The organism is Paenibacillus lycopersici (assembly GCF_010119935.1).
In the GTDB taxonomy this organism is placed as follows: Bacteria; Bacillota; Bacilli; order Paenibacillales; family Paenibacillaceae; genus Paenibacillus_Z; species Paenibacillus_Z lycopersici.
Map to the genome: position 1 here is coordinate 6395037 of NZ_CP048209.1, position 14714 is coordinate 6409750.

Consider the following 14714-nt stretch of genomic DNA (forward strand, 5'->3'; position numbering starts at 1 on the left):
TCACCCTCTCAATAAAAATAAATGAATTATTGCTGTACGATCCGCGTGCCGATGCCGCCTTCGAGTACGGCCTTGCTGAGCACGCCCGGCATGTCGCCGTTCACGATCACGACTTCCTTCACGTCGCCCTGGATGCAGGCGATCGCCGCGCGCACCTTCGGAATCATGCCGCCGTAAATCTCGCCGCTTGCGATCATCGCTTCGATCTGCTCGACCGTCACGGACGGCAGCACCTGCTTCTCGCCGTTCATGATGCCCGGCACGTCGGTGACGACGATCATCCGCTCCACGCCGAGATGCGAAGCGACCGCGCCGGCCGCCGTGTCCGCGTTGATGTTGTACCGCTGCGCCGCCGCGTCGATGCCGATCGGGGCGATGACCGGGATGTAGCCCATGTTCATCACGCCTTCGATGATCGCGGCGTTCACGTCCGTCACGTCGCCGACGAAGCCGATCTCGGCCGCGTTCGCCACCGGCCGTGCCTGAATCAGCTCGCCGTCCACGCCGGAGAGGCCGAGCGCGCGCGCGCCGCTCTGTTGGATGCGGCGGACGATCTCCTTGTTGATGCGCCCCGCCAGCACCATCTCGACAACGTCCAGCACTTCATTGCTCGTCTTGCGCAGGCCGCCGACGAATTCGCTCTCGATGCCGAGCTTGCCGAGCGTCTCGGAGATCGCCGGACCGCCGCCGTGCACGATGACCACCTTCACGCCCTGCGCCTGCAAGTCGCGCAGCTCCTCGAAGAAGGAGGCCGGCAGCGCCGCAAGCGTGCTGCCGCCGCATTTCATGACAAACCGTTGTTCCATGGATCGATCCGTTCCCTTCTAACCGAAATTCAACGCTGCCTCCGCTACGTACGGTACGCCTACGTACGGTACGCCGCGTTGATGCGGACGTAATCGTACGTCAGGTCGCAGCCCCATGCCGTTGCCGTACCTTCGCCCATATGGAGATCCACGTGGATGACGACCGTGTCGCCCTTCAAATATTCCAGCGCGGCGTCCTCTTCGAACGCCACCGGACGCGATTGCGTCAACGTGACGATGTCGCCGAGCGCGATGTCGACCGTCTCTACGTTGACCGTCACGCCCGCGCGGCCGACCGCCGCGATAATGCGGCCCCAGTTCGCGTCCGCGCCGAACACGGCCGATTTCACGAGCGACGAGCCGATGACCGTCTTCGCGATCGCCTGCGCCGCCGCGTCATCCGCCGCGCCGCGCACCTGCACTTCCACCAGCTTCGTCGCGCCTTCGCCGTCGCGCGCGATCGCTTTCGCCAGCACTTCGCACACGTAGCGAAGGCCTTCGGCGAACGCCGCGTAGTCCGCGTGGCTCTCCGTCAGCTCCGCATTGCCGGCACAGCCGCTGGCCATCGCAACGAGCATATCGTTCGTGCTCGTATCACCGTCCACCGTAATCATGTTGAACGTCAGGTCCGTGGCTTGGCGGAGCAGCTTGTGCAGCGCTTCACTGCCGATCGCCGCGTCCGTCGTCACGAAACCGAGCATCGTCGCCATGTTCGGATGGATCATGCCGCTGCCTTTGGACGCGCCCGCGATATGTACGGTGCGGCCGTCCACATTGACGGATACGCACGCTTCCTTCTTCACGAGGTCCGTCGTCAGAATCGCCTGGCAGAAGTCGTTCGCCGCTTCGTAGGAGTCGCCCAGCCGGGCAGGGAGCTCCGCGATGCCGCCGCGCACGCGGTCCATCTTCAGCAGCTCGCCGATCACGCCCGTCGATGCCACGGCCACCTGCTCCGCGGGCACGCCGATCGCTTGCGCGAACGCGCTGCGCATCTCGTACGCGTCGGCTTCGCCCTGCTTGCCGGTGCACGCGTTGGCGTTGCCGCTGTTGACGATGACGGCGCGCAGCTTGCCGCCTGCGCCGATGCTCGCGCGCGTGACGGCGATCGGCGCCGCCTGGAACGCGTTCGTCGTGTACACGCCGGCCGCCGCGGCGGGTACGTCGCATACGATGGCGCCGAGATCGTGGCGCGTCGTTTTCTTCAGGCCGCAGTGCAGGCCGGCGGCTCTAAAGCCCTTGGGGGTCGTGACCGAGCCGTTCGGCACGACCGTGAATGATGCGGAAGTGTTCCCCTGTCCCATTGTTCAATCGCTTCTCCTTCTGCGCATAGGGTTCTATTTTAAGGATATACCGGTACGAAATTGAGCCCGAGCGACTCGTCCCAGCCCATCATCAGGTTGAGGTTCTGGATCGCTTGGCCCGCGGCGCCCTTCACAAGGTTGTCGATGACCGATACGATCGTGACGCGGTTCGTGCGCGGATCGACCGCAAAGCCGATGTCGCAATAGTTGGAGCCCGCCACTTCTTTGGTCGCCGGATAGGTGCCGTTCGCGCGAATGCGCACGAAATGACGGCCTTCGTAATAATTGCGGTACTGCGAGACAAAATCCTCGTTCGCGTACGTGCCGTTCATCGTCGCGTACATCGTGCTCATGATGCCCCGCGTCATCGGCACGAGATGCGTCGAGAACGTCGTGACGATCTTCTTGCCCGCCGCATCCGACAGCACCTGCTCGATCTCCGGAATATGCTGATGCTTGTTCAGCTTATACGCTTTGAAATTCTCGTTGATCTCCGCATAATGGTTCCCCAGGCTCAGACCGCGTCCCGCCCCGGATACGCCGGATTTCGCGTCGATGACAATGGAGGCCGGATCGATCATCCCGGCCTTCACCGCAGGCACCAGGCCGAGCAGCGTCGCCGTCGGGAAGCAGCCGGGATTGGAGAGCAAGTCTGCGCCGCGGACGGAGTCCCCGTACACTTCGCATAAGCCGAACACCGCCCGATCCAGGTATTCCTGCGCCGCTGCTTCTTTCTTATACCAAGTCTCGTATTCCGCGCGGTCCTTAAGCCTATGGTCGCCGGACAGATCGATGACCTTCAAGCCCTCGGCCAGAAGCGATGGTGCTATTTTTGAAGCGACGCCCGCAGGCGTCGCGAGAAATACGACATCGGCCTTGCTCTTGATGAGCGCCGGATCTACGTCGTCCAGCATGCCCGTTTGAATTTCAAGCAAATGAGGAAAACCTTCCGCGATCGGCGCGCCCGCGCTCGATGAGGATACGACCGACGTCACTTCCACTTGCGGGTGTCCCGCCAGAAGCCGGATCAGCTCCACGCCGCCGTAACCGGTCGCTCCGATGATCGCTGCTTTAACCACTGTGCTCATTTACGTCTCTCCCATCCTTATCCTTCCTAGTTACTCATTGTACACAAACGGAAGGATCGTGGAAATAGCTTTTGCTTTGTATTATTATACATTCGCATTTATATAAATACAACGCTAAATTCATCCGTTTTTAGGGCAGCTGAAATCCTTCTCCCAGCACTTCCGCGGTGTCGCTGATGATGACGAACGCACTTGGATCGGCCGTCTTAACCAAGCTCTTCAGCTTCGATACTTCGCCCCTGCCGACGACGACCATCAGCACCGTTCTCGCCTCTCCCGTATAGCCGCCGTGCGCGTCCAGCTTCGTCAGCCCGCGGTCCAAATCATGCAGCACGACCTGCGAAATGGTCTCCGGCCGTTCGGAAATAATAAACGCGACCTTGGAGACCGCCAGTCCCGTCTGTACGAAATCGATCGTCTTGCTCGTGGCGAACAATCCGACCAGCGCGTAGAGCGCGTTCTCCGGCGCGATCAGGATGCCCGCCATCGCAATGACGATGCCGTCGAACATCGGCACGGCCAGCGCGAGCTTGATGCCCGTGAACCGGTGCAGCAGCTGTGCGGCCAAGTCCAGCCCGCCCGTGGACGCCTTGCCGCGGAAGACGAGGCCTAGCCCGGCCCCTACGCCAATGCCGCCGTAGATGGAGGCCAGCATGGCGTTGTCCGTCGGGGGCTCCCAATGCGACGTCATCAGCACGAACAAGGGCAGCACGAAGGAGCCGAGCGCCGTCTTCAGCGCGAACCGCTTGCCGAGCAGCCACAGCCCCAGCAGGAATAACGGCACGTTGAGCGCCCACTGCGTATAAGCGGGCGGGATGCCCGTCTCATAGTGTACGAGAATGGATATGCCCGACACGCCGCCGGACGCGATGCCGAGCGGAACGAGAAACATGTTGAAACTGATCGCGATGAGGAAGGCCCCCGCCAGCAGCAGCACGACGCTGAGCAGCGCCTCGCTTCTGGCGCCGGCGGACCGCGCCTTGCGTTTGTTGACGCGGTCTTCGCGATGATTGTCCTGACTTGCGGCAGATGCCGTTCCCCGCTCGCCTTGCGGCTGATGCTTATCCTTCGAATGATTGCCCATGCTTGCCGATCTCCCTTGTCGTCGCCGCGGCATTGCCGCAGCCGCTGATTATCGCCATTCGCGTTCCATTATGCATATGTATGACGTATACCGAGAGCGCCGGCTTGCAACGGCGCCCTGCCTTTCCGTGCTGCCCGCCTCGCAGATTCGGGACGCATTTCGTTCGTTGCCGCGCTGCCCCTTTACTACGGCTAAGGATTTCTCTCCATGCCAAAAAGAGTTCCGACACTTTAGTGTCGGAACTCTTTGCTATGCCTATGCATCCGTGCCATGAATTGGCTTAGTCGGCGTTCTCGTCATGGCGGATCTTGCTGCGCAAGTACCCGTCGATGAACATATCCAGATCGCCGTCCATGACCGCGCCGACGTTGCCGGTTTCCACCGAGGTGCGGTGATCCTTCACCATGCTGTACGGATGGAAGACATAGGAGCGGATCTGGCTGCCCCAGGCGATATCGGACTGTTCGCCGCGAATTTCCGCGAGCTGCTTCTGCTGCTCTTCGATCTTGCGCTCGTAGAGCTTGGAACGAAGCATCTGCATCGCGCGCTCCCGGTTCTGGATTTGCGAACGCTGCGTCTGGCACGAGACGACGATGCCGGACGGCACATGCGTAATCCGAATCGCCGACTCCGTCTTGTTGATGTGCTGGCCGCCGGCGCCGCTCGCCCGGTACGTGTCCACCTTCAAATCCTCGCTGCGGATGTCGATTTCGATATCGTCGTCGATCTCCGGCATGATGTCGCAGGAGACGAAGGAGGTGTGCCGGCGTCCCGATGCGTCGAACGGCGAGATCCGCACGAGCCGGTGCACGCCCTTCTCCGCTTTCAGATAACCGTACGCGTTATGGCCTTTGACGGAAATCGTGACGCTCTTGATGCCCGCTTCGTCGCCGGCCAAGTAATCGAGGAGCTCGACCTTGAAGCCGTGCTTCTCGGCCCAGCGCGTATACATCCGGTACAGCATCTGGCCCCAGTCCTGCGACTCCGTGCCGCCGGCGCCGGGATGCAGCTCAAGGATCGCGTTCAACCGGTCGTACGGCTCGTTCAGCAGCAGCTGCAGTTCGAATTCGCCTACTTTGGCGACGAGGTCGGCGACGCTCTTCTTCAGCTCCGCGGCCATGTCCTCGTCGTCTTCCTCTTCCGCCAGCTCCAGCATCGTCTGGAGATCCTCCTGATCGGCGTTCATCCGTTCGTATTGATCCACGACGGACTTCACCGCATTCAGCTCGGAAATGGTGTTTTGCGCGCGCTCGTTGTCATCCCAGAAGTCCGGCGCGCTCATTTTCTCCTCGAAATTCAAGATCATCTCTTGCTTCAGATCTAAGTCAAAGAGACCCCCTGAGTTCTTGGAGACGCTTCGCCACTTCGCGCAGGTCTTGCTTCACCGCTGTATCTATCATGACTGTCGCTTCACCTCAACATTCGGTTCTTTGCCCTACGTTATGCACCGGCCAGGCTTATTGTCCGTGGCATTGCTTGTATTTCTTGCCGCTGCCGCACGGGCAAGGATCGTTGCGCTTCACGCGCTCGTCCTTGCGAACCGGACGCTTCTGCGCATTCTCGCTGCTGCCGCCGGATTCCGTCTGGCCCTTGGCCACTTCCTGGCGCTCCAAGTTATTCTCGACATGCGCCTTCATGATATACTTCGTCACTTCTTCTTGGATATGCTCGATCATTTCCTTGAACATCTCGAAGCCTTCGAATTGATACTCGCGCAGCGGATCGGTGCCGCCATACGCGCGCAAATGAATCCCTTGGCGCAGCTGGTCCATCGCGTCGATGTGATCCATCCACTTGCTGTCGACCGCGCGCAGCACGACGACCTTCTCGAATTCGCGCATCGTCTCCGCGCCGATGGCTTCTTCGCGCTGATTGTACAGGGCGATGACGTTCTCGAGCAGGAAATCGATGATTTCCTGCGGCTCTTTGCCCCACAGGTCATCCTTCGTAATCATATCTTCGTTCAGGAAATTACCTTCCGCGTAATCGACGATTTCCTGCAGCTCCCAGTTCTCCGGAATATCGTCCGACGGGCAATGCGCTTCGACGATCTTCGTGACGACCGGCTTGATCATTTCAAGCACGATCTCGCGGATGTTCTCGGAGAAGAGCACCTCGCGGCGCTGCTTGTAGATGATTTCCCGCTGCTGGTTCATGACGTCGTCGTATTGGAGGACGATTTTACGCTGATCGAAGTTGTTGCCCTCCACCCGCTTCTGCGCCGACTCGATGGCCCGCGAGATCAGTCGGCTCTCGATCGGCTGGTCTTCCTCGAAGCCGAGCCGTTCCATCATGCCCATGATGTTCTCCGAGCCGAAACGGCGCATGAGATCATCCTCGAGGGACAGATAGAATTGCGAAGAGCCCGGATCGCCTTGACGGCCAGCACGACCGCGAAGCTGGTTATCGATCCGGCGGCTTTCATGGCGCTCCGTGCCGATGATATGCAGGCCGCCGAGCGCGTCGACGCCCTCTTCCAGCAAAATATCCGTACCGCGTCCGGCCATGTTCGTCGCGATCGTGACCGAGTTCGACTGACCGGCGCGCGAGATGATTTCCGCTTCTTCGGCATGGTATTTGGCGTTCAGCACTTTGTGCTGGATGCCGCGCTTCTTCAGCATCTCGGACAGCTTCTCCGAATTCTCGATCGATACCGTACCGACCAGCACCGGCTGCTTGTTCGCATGGCGCTTGACGATCTCCTCGACGACCGCTTTGAACTTGCCGTTCTCCGACTTGTACACGACGTCCGCGATATCGTCCCGGACATTCTTCTTGTTGGTCGGCACTTGAATGACTTCAAGCCCGTAAATCTTCTTGAACTCTTCTTCCTCCGTCTTCGCCGTACCGGTCATGCCGGACAGCTTGCGGTACATCCGGAAGTAGTTCTGGAACGTGATCGTCGCCAGCGTCATGCTTTCGTTCTGGACCTTGATCTGTTCCTTCGCTTCGATCGCCTGGTGCAAGCCGTCGCTGTAACGGCGGCCCGCCATCAGACGGCCCGTGAACTCGTCGACGATAACGACTTCGTCATCCTGCACGACGTAATCGACGTCGCGCTTCATGATCACATGCGCTTTCAGCGCCTGTTGAATGTGGTGGTTGACGAGGACGTTGGCGTGATCGTACAAGTTCTCGATGCCGAACGCCTTCTCGGCTTTCTCCACGCCCGCTTCCGTCATGTTGACGGTCCGCAGCTTGATGTCTACCGTGAAATCCTCTTCTTCCTTCAAGCGCTGCACGAAACGATCCGCTGCAAAATACATCTCCGTCGACTTCGCGGCCTGACCGGAAATAATAAGCGGGGTACGCGCTTCGTCGACGAGAATGGAATCCACTTCGTCAATGATCGCATAATAAAGCGGACGCTGTACCATCTGTTCCTTATACAGCACCATGTTGTCGCGCAAATAGTCGAAGCCGAACTCATTGTTCGTTCCGTATGTGATGTCGCACGCATACGCTGCCTGCTTCTCGTCATGCGAGAGGCCATGCAGGTTGCAGCCGACGGTCATGCCTAGAAATCTATATAACTGGCCCATTTGCTCGCTGTCGCGCATCGCGAGATAGTCGTTGACGGTAACGACGTGAACGCCTTTGCCGAGCAAAGCGTTCAAATACGTTGCCAGCGTAGCGACCAGCGTTTTACCTTCGCCGGTCTTCATCTCGGCGATCTGGCCTTCATGCAGCACCATGCCGCCGATCAGCTGGACATCGTAGTGTCGCTTGTCCAAGACGCGCTTGGACGCTTCTCTTACAACGGCGAACGCCTCCGGGAGCAGAGCATCGATATCCTCTCCTTGTTCCAGACGGCTGCGGAATTCCACCGTCTTCTCTCGAAGGCCTTCATCCGAAAGCTGAGCGATCTGCGGCTCCAGTCCGTTGATCTCCTCTACAGTACGCATAAGACGCTTTATCTCTCGTTCGTTGGCGTCTCCGAATAATTTTTTTACAAGTCCGAGCATGGTCTTCCCCTTTCGATGTTACGCCTGTTTGCATAAATTGTAACAGTTTGCGGCAGTTCTCGCAATGTTACCGGCCTTAGGGATAAGATGGATACGCGCCGCTCTCCCGCCAGCCGCCGGGATGCAAAGAGGCCCTGGTTGCCCAGGGCCCGATCTTCTTGTTCCTAACTAGTCCGCACTAGTCCGCTTCCAGCAAACCGTACCGGCCATCGCCGCGTCTATAGACGACGTTGACCTCCTTCGTTTCCGAATTCGCGAACATGTAGAAGGAGTGGCCGACCATATTCATTTGCAGAATCGCCTCTTCGACGTCCATCGGTTTTAATAGGAAGCGTTTCGTGCGGACCAGCTCGTAATCCTCTTCCTCGTCCGCAACGCGGACCGCTGCTCCGTCTTCCTTGAACATCGTCCGAATGCCGCTTCCTTTTCTAAACTTGCTATTTATTTTCGTCTTATGTTTGCGTATTTGACGCTCCAGTTTGTCCACCACCATATCGATGGACGCATACATATCTTCGCTTCGCTCTTCGGCTCTGAGGACCACGCTGGCCAGCGGGATCGTCACCTCTATGACGTGTCTTCCTTTCGTCACGGACATCGTGACGTGTGTTTCGGAGGGGATTGGCGCTTCAAAATACTTTTCCAGGCGGTTCAGTTTCTTCTCGACATAATCGCGCATGGCGTCTGTCACCAAGATGTGTTGACCTCGAATATTGTATCTCATGTGCATTCCTCCTTTACATGATCTTAGTATAACATTTATATCGGCGTATCTCAAAGATATTATCAGTATTTTTGGAATTATCTAAAAACTATTGTCGAATTGATGTCTATGCGTTTTCGGGTGATTCAGCCCCTCCGAATTGAAGAGCCACCAAACTGGTGGCTCGAATACTCACAGAACCCGCAATACTGTCAGGTTAATAGAAATAGATTTGGTAGAGGCAGCCGATAGAAACAGACCAAAGCCTGTGAGCTTAACGTCGTCCTGGGACGTTTATCTGGAATGCCCTAAATTCGCACAGTCAATCCGATCGATCCAAAACTCCCGTTCCTGCGGCACTTCCTTCGGTACGGTTGAGAATGCACCCTTGAAACCGTTAGCGATAAGAATTGGCGTTAATTGCTCTCTCATCGCTTCGAAGTGGACACCTCCGCCGAAGGCAGGCGTGTACCACTCGGAATAAGACCCTAACGCTCCTTTAAGATACTCCCGGCAAGGCTTAATTTCCTTGTCGTAGAACTGCCGAGGGTCCCCGCAATATGGAAGATGCTCATGACAGTGTACCCCTATGGTCATTCCTTCACGATGCATATGCTTGATTTCCCGCTCCGTCAAGTAAAAATCATCAATGAATTTCGCTTTATCCGGGAACAAGGTGTCAAATACCGCCCCCAGAATTTCAGTTGCTTCTTCCGTCGTTAACTTGATATTCAACATGTACTTGTTATACCTGCGCAGTCTATCCTGTTCGTAGGAATAGGTTGCGCTTGCTTCTTCTATGCCGGTCGTATCATGCTTCGAACGGATCCGTTCCCAGATTTCCTCATCAGATACAAACGAGAGAGCGGTGTGTACCAGGTGAAACACAGGAATAATGCCCGAAACTAAAGGACCTGACATTACGGTAAAATAAGCAGGGACCCCTTTGCGCTTCAAGATGTCAAACGCATTGATATATTGATCCTTCGTACCGTCATCGAAAGTCAAGATGCACCATGGCCTTGATCGGGGCTTATCCATCTGATCCAGTGAAATAATATCATAGGTTTTGCTTAGCGTATCAATCTGGTGTGCAAAGTCCCGAGGCGACAAAGGGAAAATGCCTTTCCAGCCCTCTCGCTCCCGGATATAATGATACATTACGGCAAGATTATTCATAAACATTCCATCCCGCAGGCAGCGGCCAAATATTCGGGCGGTCCATATCGCAATCCGATTTTACGAAGTAGGTGTCGTCAATAGCGATTGGTGCAGCCTGCCCTTGACCACCCTTGATTTTCCAAACGAAATTGATCGGGCTCACCCGGTGGCGGAACGGTTGAAATAAACCTGCAAGACCATTCTCATCCGGCGTAAAGTCAGGGTTCTGCAATCTGAACCCGGCAAGCGTGAGTAGATGCTCCAGCTTGTTATTGCTGATTTGGAAGTCAGCTGCCGCACAGCCATTCTGTTTGGCCCATGCCAGCACGCCGGCAATTACATTTCTGAAACTCGGATCATCCTCGCCGCTCCACACTGCGCTGGAACGCGGAATTAATTCGATCATCCGCAGTACTTTCAGACCATGCATCTCTTCATTCGCCGGATCATATACACGGTCAATACGTGCCACGACCACCCCGCTATCCAATGGATCGCCAAATATGACATAGCGGTAGCCTTCGCTATTCAGATATCTCCATTTCCAGAAAGAAGCGCTGCGATACTGATAGAATGAGAACTTGCCTGAAATGCTGATGTGGAATAACCGTTCAAGCTGCTCGGGCTTAATGTTATCATTCGGGCTTATGGCAGCCACCAGGCTGCTGTGGACCTTATCCGCCCACTCCTCTATGCTGACCTGATCCACCTTGTTCATAAGGAGCTGCATATAGCCTTCTGCATCAAGCGGGATCACATAGCGATTCAATGAAGGGGAATAGGAGTACCCCATTCGCTGGTACATTGGCGCAACCTGCAAGTTGCATCCAAGCGTCAAGCTGACCGGATTATGCTTCTCCGTTTCCCTTAATAACATCACTCCCAGGCCGCTGGTTCTATACTTCTCGTCAATGACCCACATCGTCAGTCCGCAGCCTCTCACCAGATCGCCGTTCACCGCATACTCGCTTGGGATATTGCCCAGAAAGCCGATGATGCTCTCATTCTCCTTCAATAATAGCGATTGACAGTTATCATCTTCATGAATGCGGTATTGCCAGTCAAATAGCGTTTTATCGTAAATCGCATGCTTCGGCGCCCAGTTCTTCTGCAAGAATGCAACCAGCTCTTCAAAGTCGCTGTCGCAGTAATTAACTATTTTCATATCGTCCTATCCCTTTCAAGCAATTCGAATAGTCCCCATTCCCTGTGGTACACCCAAGCGATCTTCCGATTGGCGAAAGCAGCGGCAGGGACAGGCTGTTGAATGACTTTAAATTGATGTGATTCCGCACAACTTAAGGATTCGTGGATATCATCGACCTCGAAACAAAGATGAACGAATTTATTGCCTTTCTTCAGGCTGTTATGAATAGGCGATTGATCATTAAGGGGTTGAATTAACTCAATCGATGCATCCGCTATCGATACGAAGCCAACCTTGACGCGCTGAATCGGATCTTCCGTAATCTCTTCCTGATCCAAGTACTGACTATCAATTTGATTCACAGCCAGACCGATGTGATGCAGCTTGGCAGATGGTCCGAATAATTGCAAGTTCATGTCTGGGCCTCCGGTTAGTTGGCTAGCTCTTGGGCGATGTCCACAATGGCTTGGACGGAATCGATATTTGCAATATGATCAATGGGAATCGATATCCCGAATACGGATTCGATCTCCAGAATGAGATTCAACTGTCCCAGGGAATCCCATTTCTCAAAATCATTCTTGACACTCTCAAGCTTTACTTGCTCGACAGGTACCTCCATCACTGCGGAAACGATTGTACGAATTTGCTCTACTCGGTTCACTTGTGCATCACTCCTCGATGAATGTAATATAGTTCGGCATGTGAATCTGATCGGCATCCAGCCGTTCTGTACTGCCCGGCACATACTTTTCTTTCATGAAATCAATAAAAGGTTTGTTCTTTGACGTTTCTATGCAGCGTGCTGTCAGACGGCTTGATCCGGCCGCAAGCAAGGCATAGTACAGCATGGCTTCTTCAATGCCTTTTCCCATTACGCGGCAGCTCATGACAAAATCGTGAATCTCGGCTTGATCGGCTTCCATTCGTGAAAGAGATAGGATCCCTGTATATCCCGAAGTGCCGAATTTATCTTCAACCTCAAACACAAAGACGGAATGATCCGCTTGATTGCTCCACGTCCAGTAATCTTCTGTCGTGAACCTGCGCGTCGCCATATTGAATTGGTTTGTTTTGTTCAATAACTGAACCACGCGCGGCAGCAAGGCCGCATTCAGCTTGGTTACTCTCACCTTCAGTTCCAACGAGCTCAGCCAGTCTTCCAAGGAACCAACCAGCCTCTTCCCTTCCTGCCGCTGTTGTTCGATTTGGAACCACTTGCCCCTGTCCCGATCTTCTTCAGTAACGCTTGAGGTCTCGAAACAATTCAGCGTGTGGATAAAAACAGGGTACTGCGTGTAATCTTCAGGTAAGTCAGGGACGTAAATCCCAGGAAGGGCTTGTCTGATCCGGTCTCGCTCGATGGGGTTATCGTCCAGGAATACAACCGATTGAAGCCCTAAATGGAGTTCATTCACAATTTCCAGAATGTTCTGGGCTTTATCCTCCCAATTGATGCGCAGCGCCGAGAAATCCGCTTTCTTCAAAATCATCTCAGGATGCTGCTCAATCATTTCAAGTGCGGTCTGCTCATTGTTCTTACTGGATATCCCTAATAGAATCCCCCGGCTAGCAAGCCGTTTCAGCTCTCGTTGAAATGCCTTGAAGCTTTCTCCAACCGGATCGATCCCGCCGAGCTTAATATTTTCCATGCCATCATCGCCAATAATGCCGCCCCATAGCGTGTTATCCAAATCGCAGATGATGAGTTTCTTGGATTGTCCGAGCAGGCCGCAGACGACAGCTTTCATCTCTTGGGCGACGAATGCGAATAGATCTCTGGTGAATGGGATTTTGCCAAGCGCGTACATTTTGCTATCGTAGCTTTTCTTCTGGATGGCTGCATACCAGTACGTGGAATCCAGAATAATGAATGATTTATGTCCACTAAGCCGCTCGGCTAGCCGAAGATTCATTTGCATGAGAATATTAGTTAGGCCTGTATTATGTTTATTCGTAAGTGTCTGTATCCACCTGTAATGCGGCGGAACGGACCAAGAGGCTACAAATACAAAGCGGCTGTTCATACCGGATGGGATCAACATGTCACAGAAGTCATCGACTTCTTGCATGATTTGGCCGATATTCACAGCCTCGTAATCAAGCACCTTCTTAAAGGATGGAACCATCGTCTCCGGACTTGTCCATACGAGATGCGCATCCAGCCCTTCCCTCCACGACGGATGGTTGAGATTCATAAGCAGTTGGTGAACTTGATTATAAGGACCTTCAATTGCCTCTATCGCAATTCCATGCGAGGGCTCTGCTAATAAGCGAACCATTGGATTCAAGTTCCAATCCGACAGTAGCAGCATTCTTATGGGTTGCATTGATGAGCCTGACCTCCTCTGCCGCTGTTCCATGCTCCTGCTTCCTATTTCATAATAACTGCGCTTCCGCATAAGTCGCTGATCGGCACATACTTGGCGCCGTGCTCTTTGCAGTATTCCCTCACCGCTTTCTTCACGCCCTGATAACGAGTGCTGTTATAATCGTGAACAAATATATAGCCGCCGCTTTCCAATCGCGGATAGAAATACTTCAGCCCTTCAAGAATCGGGGCATACAAATCAACATCAAGACTAACGAAAGCGAAGGTATCCTCGACACCGATTGCCGATTCGGGAAAATAACCCTGCTTTACGATACAATTGTCTTTATGCGCCATCTTGCTCATCACTAACTCAACCGTGGTATTCTCAAACTCGCCTGTTCTTGAGTCGGAGTGATGGCCTGCTTGTTCAATACGGATATCCTTCTCATTAAACCCGCTAAATGTATCGAACAAATACAATTTACGGTCATAGAAGGACTCGTTCATATACTTGGCGAACTCCCCCTGGAATACCCCAAGCTCGGCCACGTTTCCCCGTACGCCATTCTCGTAGATCTCGTCTGCCACCTGACGCAGCGTAGCAATTCGTTCATCCAGCATCTGATTATGATAATAGTCAATAATGTTTTCTTTATTGATTTGCAAGTCTTCGGTTAGCTGCTTGTACACCGCTTTGCCATGAATATTAGCAATAATGATAACGTCATACTCGAAGCTTGCAATCGCCTGAGGAGCAATAACGGGTTTAGACAACAGGGTACTCCCTTGTTTGGATGTATCATTGTCGACAAAGGCAATCACTTCAAACTGCTGACTCAACATATAATGTACGCGCAGCCCGCCATCTCCTGCTCCGAACAATATAGCTTTGCTCTTCCCAGCCATCGTTACACACCTCATATTGATATCTGTAATTTCTACATCGTATATATCGGTTATTTTAAGGTGTTAATAAAGGCTTGCGTTTCGTAACATTTTAAAACGATGCCGGATTTCGCCTTTTTCCTGCGGGGCGCGTGCCTCCGGGCATGCCTAAGCAACAAAAAACCCCGGTTGCCCGGGGCTGTTGCTTATCACATTCGGTTAAGCGCGCATACCATGTATGATGTGGCCGCTTAACAGCG

13 protein-coding genes are annotated in these 14714 nt (G+C 54.3%); all 13 read right to left on the reverse strand.

All coding sequences use genetic code 11. The annotated features are described in order from the left end of the window. Positions 1-26: 26 nt before the first annotated feature. The 13 genes from argB to GXP70_RS28095 all read right to left on the reverse strand — a co-directional run bounded on the left by argB (position 27) and on the right by GXP70_RS28095 (position 14475). On the reverse strand, positions 27-806 hold the full coding sequence (argB, locus tag GXP70_RS28035; RefSeq protein WP_162359928.1) for an acetylglutamate kinase: 780 nt from the start codon (positions 804-806) through the stop codon (positions 27-29). Positions 807-865: 59 nt separating this feature from the next. Beyond that, the gene (argJ, locus tag GXP70_RS28040) at positions 866-2107 is read right to left on the reverse strand and encodes a bifunctional ornithine acetyltransferase/N-acetylglutamate synthase (protein WP_162359930.1); all 1242 of its coding nucleotides are present in this window, start codon (positions 2105-2107) and stop codon (positions 866-868) included. 38 nt (positions 2108-2145) lie between these two features. Then, positions 2146-3195, reverse strand: coding sequence for an N-acetyl-gamma-glutamyl-phosphate reductase (argC, locus tag GXP70_RS28045; RefSeq protein ID WP_162359931.1), 1050 nt, complete (start codon positions 3193-3195; stop codon positions 2146-2148). A gap of 130 nt (positions 3196-3325) precedes the next feature. Further along, positions 3326-4279, reverse strand: coding sequence for a YitT family protein (locus GXP70_RS28050; RefSeq protein WP_192043399.1), 954 nt, complete (start codon positions 4277-4279; stop codon positions 3326-3328). A 280-nt stretch (positions 4280-4559) separates the two neighbouring features. Next, a protein-coding gene (prfB, locus tag GXP70_RS28055) for a peptide chain release factor 2 (protein WP_162359935.1) occupies positions 4560-5679 on the reverse strand; the annotation gives its coding sequence in 2 pieces (ribosomal slippage) (positions 4560-5606 and positions 5608-5679; 1119 coding nt in all). A gap of 57 nt (positions 5680-5736) precedes the next feature. Beyond that, positions 5737-8244 carry a preprotein translocase subunit SecA gene (gene secA, locus GXP70_RS28060; protein WP_162359937.1) on the reverse strand — a complete coding sequence of 836 codons (2508 nt, stop codon included), beginning with the start codon at positions 8242-8244 and terminating at the stop codon, positions 5737-5739. A gap of 178 nt (positions 8245-8422) precedes the next feature. Next, positions 8423-8968: a ribosome hibernation-promoting factor, HPF/YfiA family gene (hpf, locus tag GXP70_RS28065; protein WP_162359939.1), complete on the reverse strand. Its 546-nt coding sequence runs from the start codon at positions 8966-8968 to the stop codon at positions 8423-8425. A 273-nt stretch (positions 8969-9241) separates the two neighbouring features. Further along, positions 9242-10126 (reverse strand): polysaccharide deacetylase family protein, encoded by an 885-nt coding sequence (locus GXP70_RS28070; RefSeq protein ID WP_162359941.1) that lies wholly within the window; start codon positions 10124-10126, stop codon positions 9242-9244. Continuing rightward, positions 10119-11273: a GNAT family N-acetyltransferase gene (locus GXP70_RS28075; protein WP_162359942.1), complete on the reverse strand. Its 1155-nt coding sequence runs from the start codon at positions 11271-11273 to the stop codon at positions 10119-10121. Before GXP70_RS28075 ends, GXP70_RS28070 begins: the two co-directional genes overlap by 8 nt. Then, positions 11270-11671 (reverse strand): VOC family protein, encoded by a 402-nt coding sequence (locus GXP70_RS28080; protein ID WP_162359944.1) that lies wholly within the window; start codon positions 11669-11671, stop codon positions 11270-11272. The genes GXP70_RS28075 and GXP70_RS28080 overlap by 4 nt, the downstream gene beginning before the upstream one ends. A gap of 14 nt (positions 11672-11685) precedes the next feature. Further along, positions 11686-11919, reverse strand: coding sequence for an acyl carrier protein (locus GXP70_RS28085; protein ID WP_162359945.1), 234 nt, complete (start codon positions 11917-11919; stop codon positions 11686-11688). 7 nt (positions 11920-11926) lie between these two features. Continuing rightward, positions 11927-13618, reverse strand: coding sequence for an HAD-IIIC family phosphatase (locus tag GXP70_RS28090; RefSeq protein WP_225442584.1), 1692 nt, complete (start codon positions 13616-13618; stop codon positions 11927-11929). A gap of 11 nt (positions 13619-13629) precedes the next feature. Continuing rightward, on the reverse strand, positions 13630-14475 hold the full coding sequence (locus GXP70_RS28095; RefSeq protein WP_162359947.1) for a TylF/MycF/NovP-related O-methyltransferase: 846 nt from the start codon (positions 14473-14475) through the stop codon (positions 13630-13632). Between the last annotated feature and the right edge of the window lie 239 nt (positions 14476-14714).

What these genes read in the sequence shown, in the direction of transcription:
- secA (WP_162359937.1), bottom strand. Translation starts at nt 8,244, where the DNA reads ATGCTCGGACTTGTAAAAAAATTATTCGGAGACGCCAACGAACGAGAG.
- argB (WP_162359928.1), bottom strand. Translation starts at nt 806, where the DNA reads ATGGAACAACGGTTTGTCATGAAATGCGGCGGCAGCACGCTTGCGGCG.
- hpf (WP_162359939.1), bottom strand. Translation starts at nt 8,968, where the DNA reads ATGAGATACAATATTCGAGGTCAACACATCTTGGTGACAGACGCCATG.
- GXP70_RS28080 (WP_162359944.1), bottom strand. Translation starts at nt 11,671, where the DNA reads ATGAACTTGCAATTATTCGGACCATCTGCCAAGCTGCATCACATCGGT.
- GXP70_RS28090 (WP_225442584.1), bottom strand. Translation starts at nt 13,618, where the DNA reads ATGGAACAGCGGCAGAGGAGGTCAGGCTCATCAATGCAACCCATAAGA.
- argJ (WP_162359930.1), bottom strand. Translation starts at nt 2,107, where the DNA reads ATGGGACAGGGGAACACTTCCGCATCATTCACGGTCGTGCCGAACGGC.
- GXP70_RS28075 (WP_162359942.1), bottom strand. Translation starts at nt 11,273, where the DNA reads ATGAAAATAGTTAATTACTGCGACAGCGACTTTGAAGAGCTGGTTGCA.
- GXP70_RS28050 (WP_192043399.1), bottom strand. Translation starts at nt 4,279, where the DNA reads ATGGGCAATCATTCGAAGGATAAGCATCAGCCGCAAGGCGAGCGGGGA.
- GXP70_RS28070 (WP_162359941.1), bottom strand. Translation starts at nt 10,126, where the DNA reads ATGAATAATCTTGCCGTAATGTATCATTATATCCGGGAGCGAGAGGGC.
- GXP70_RS28095 (WP_162359947.1), bottom strand. Translation starts at nt 14,475, where the DNA reads ATGGCTGGGAAGAGCAAAGCTATATTGTTCGGAGCAGGAGATGGCGGG.
- argC (WP_162359931.1), bottom strand. Translation starts at nt 3,195, where the DNA reads ATGAGCACAGTGGTTAAAGCAGCGATCATCGGAGCGACCGGTTACGGC.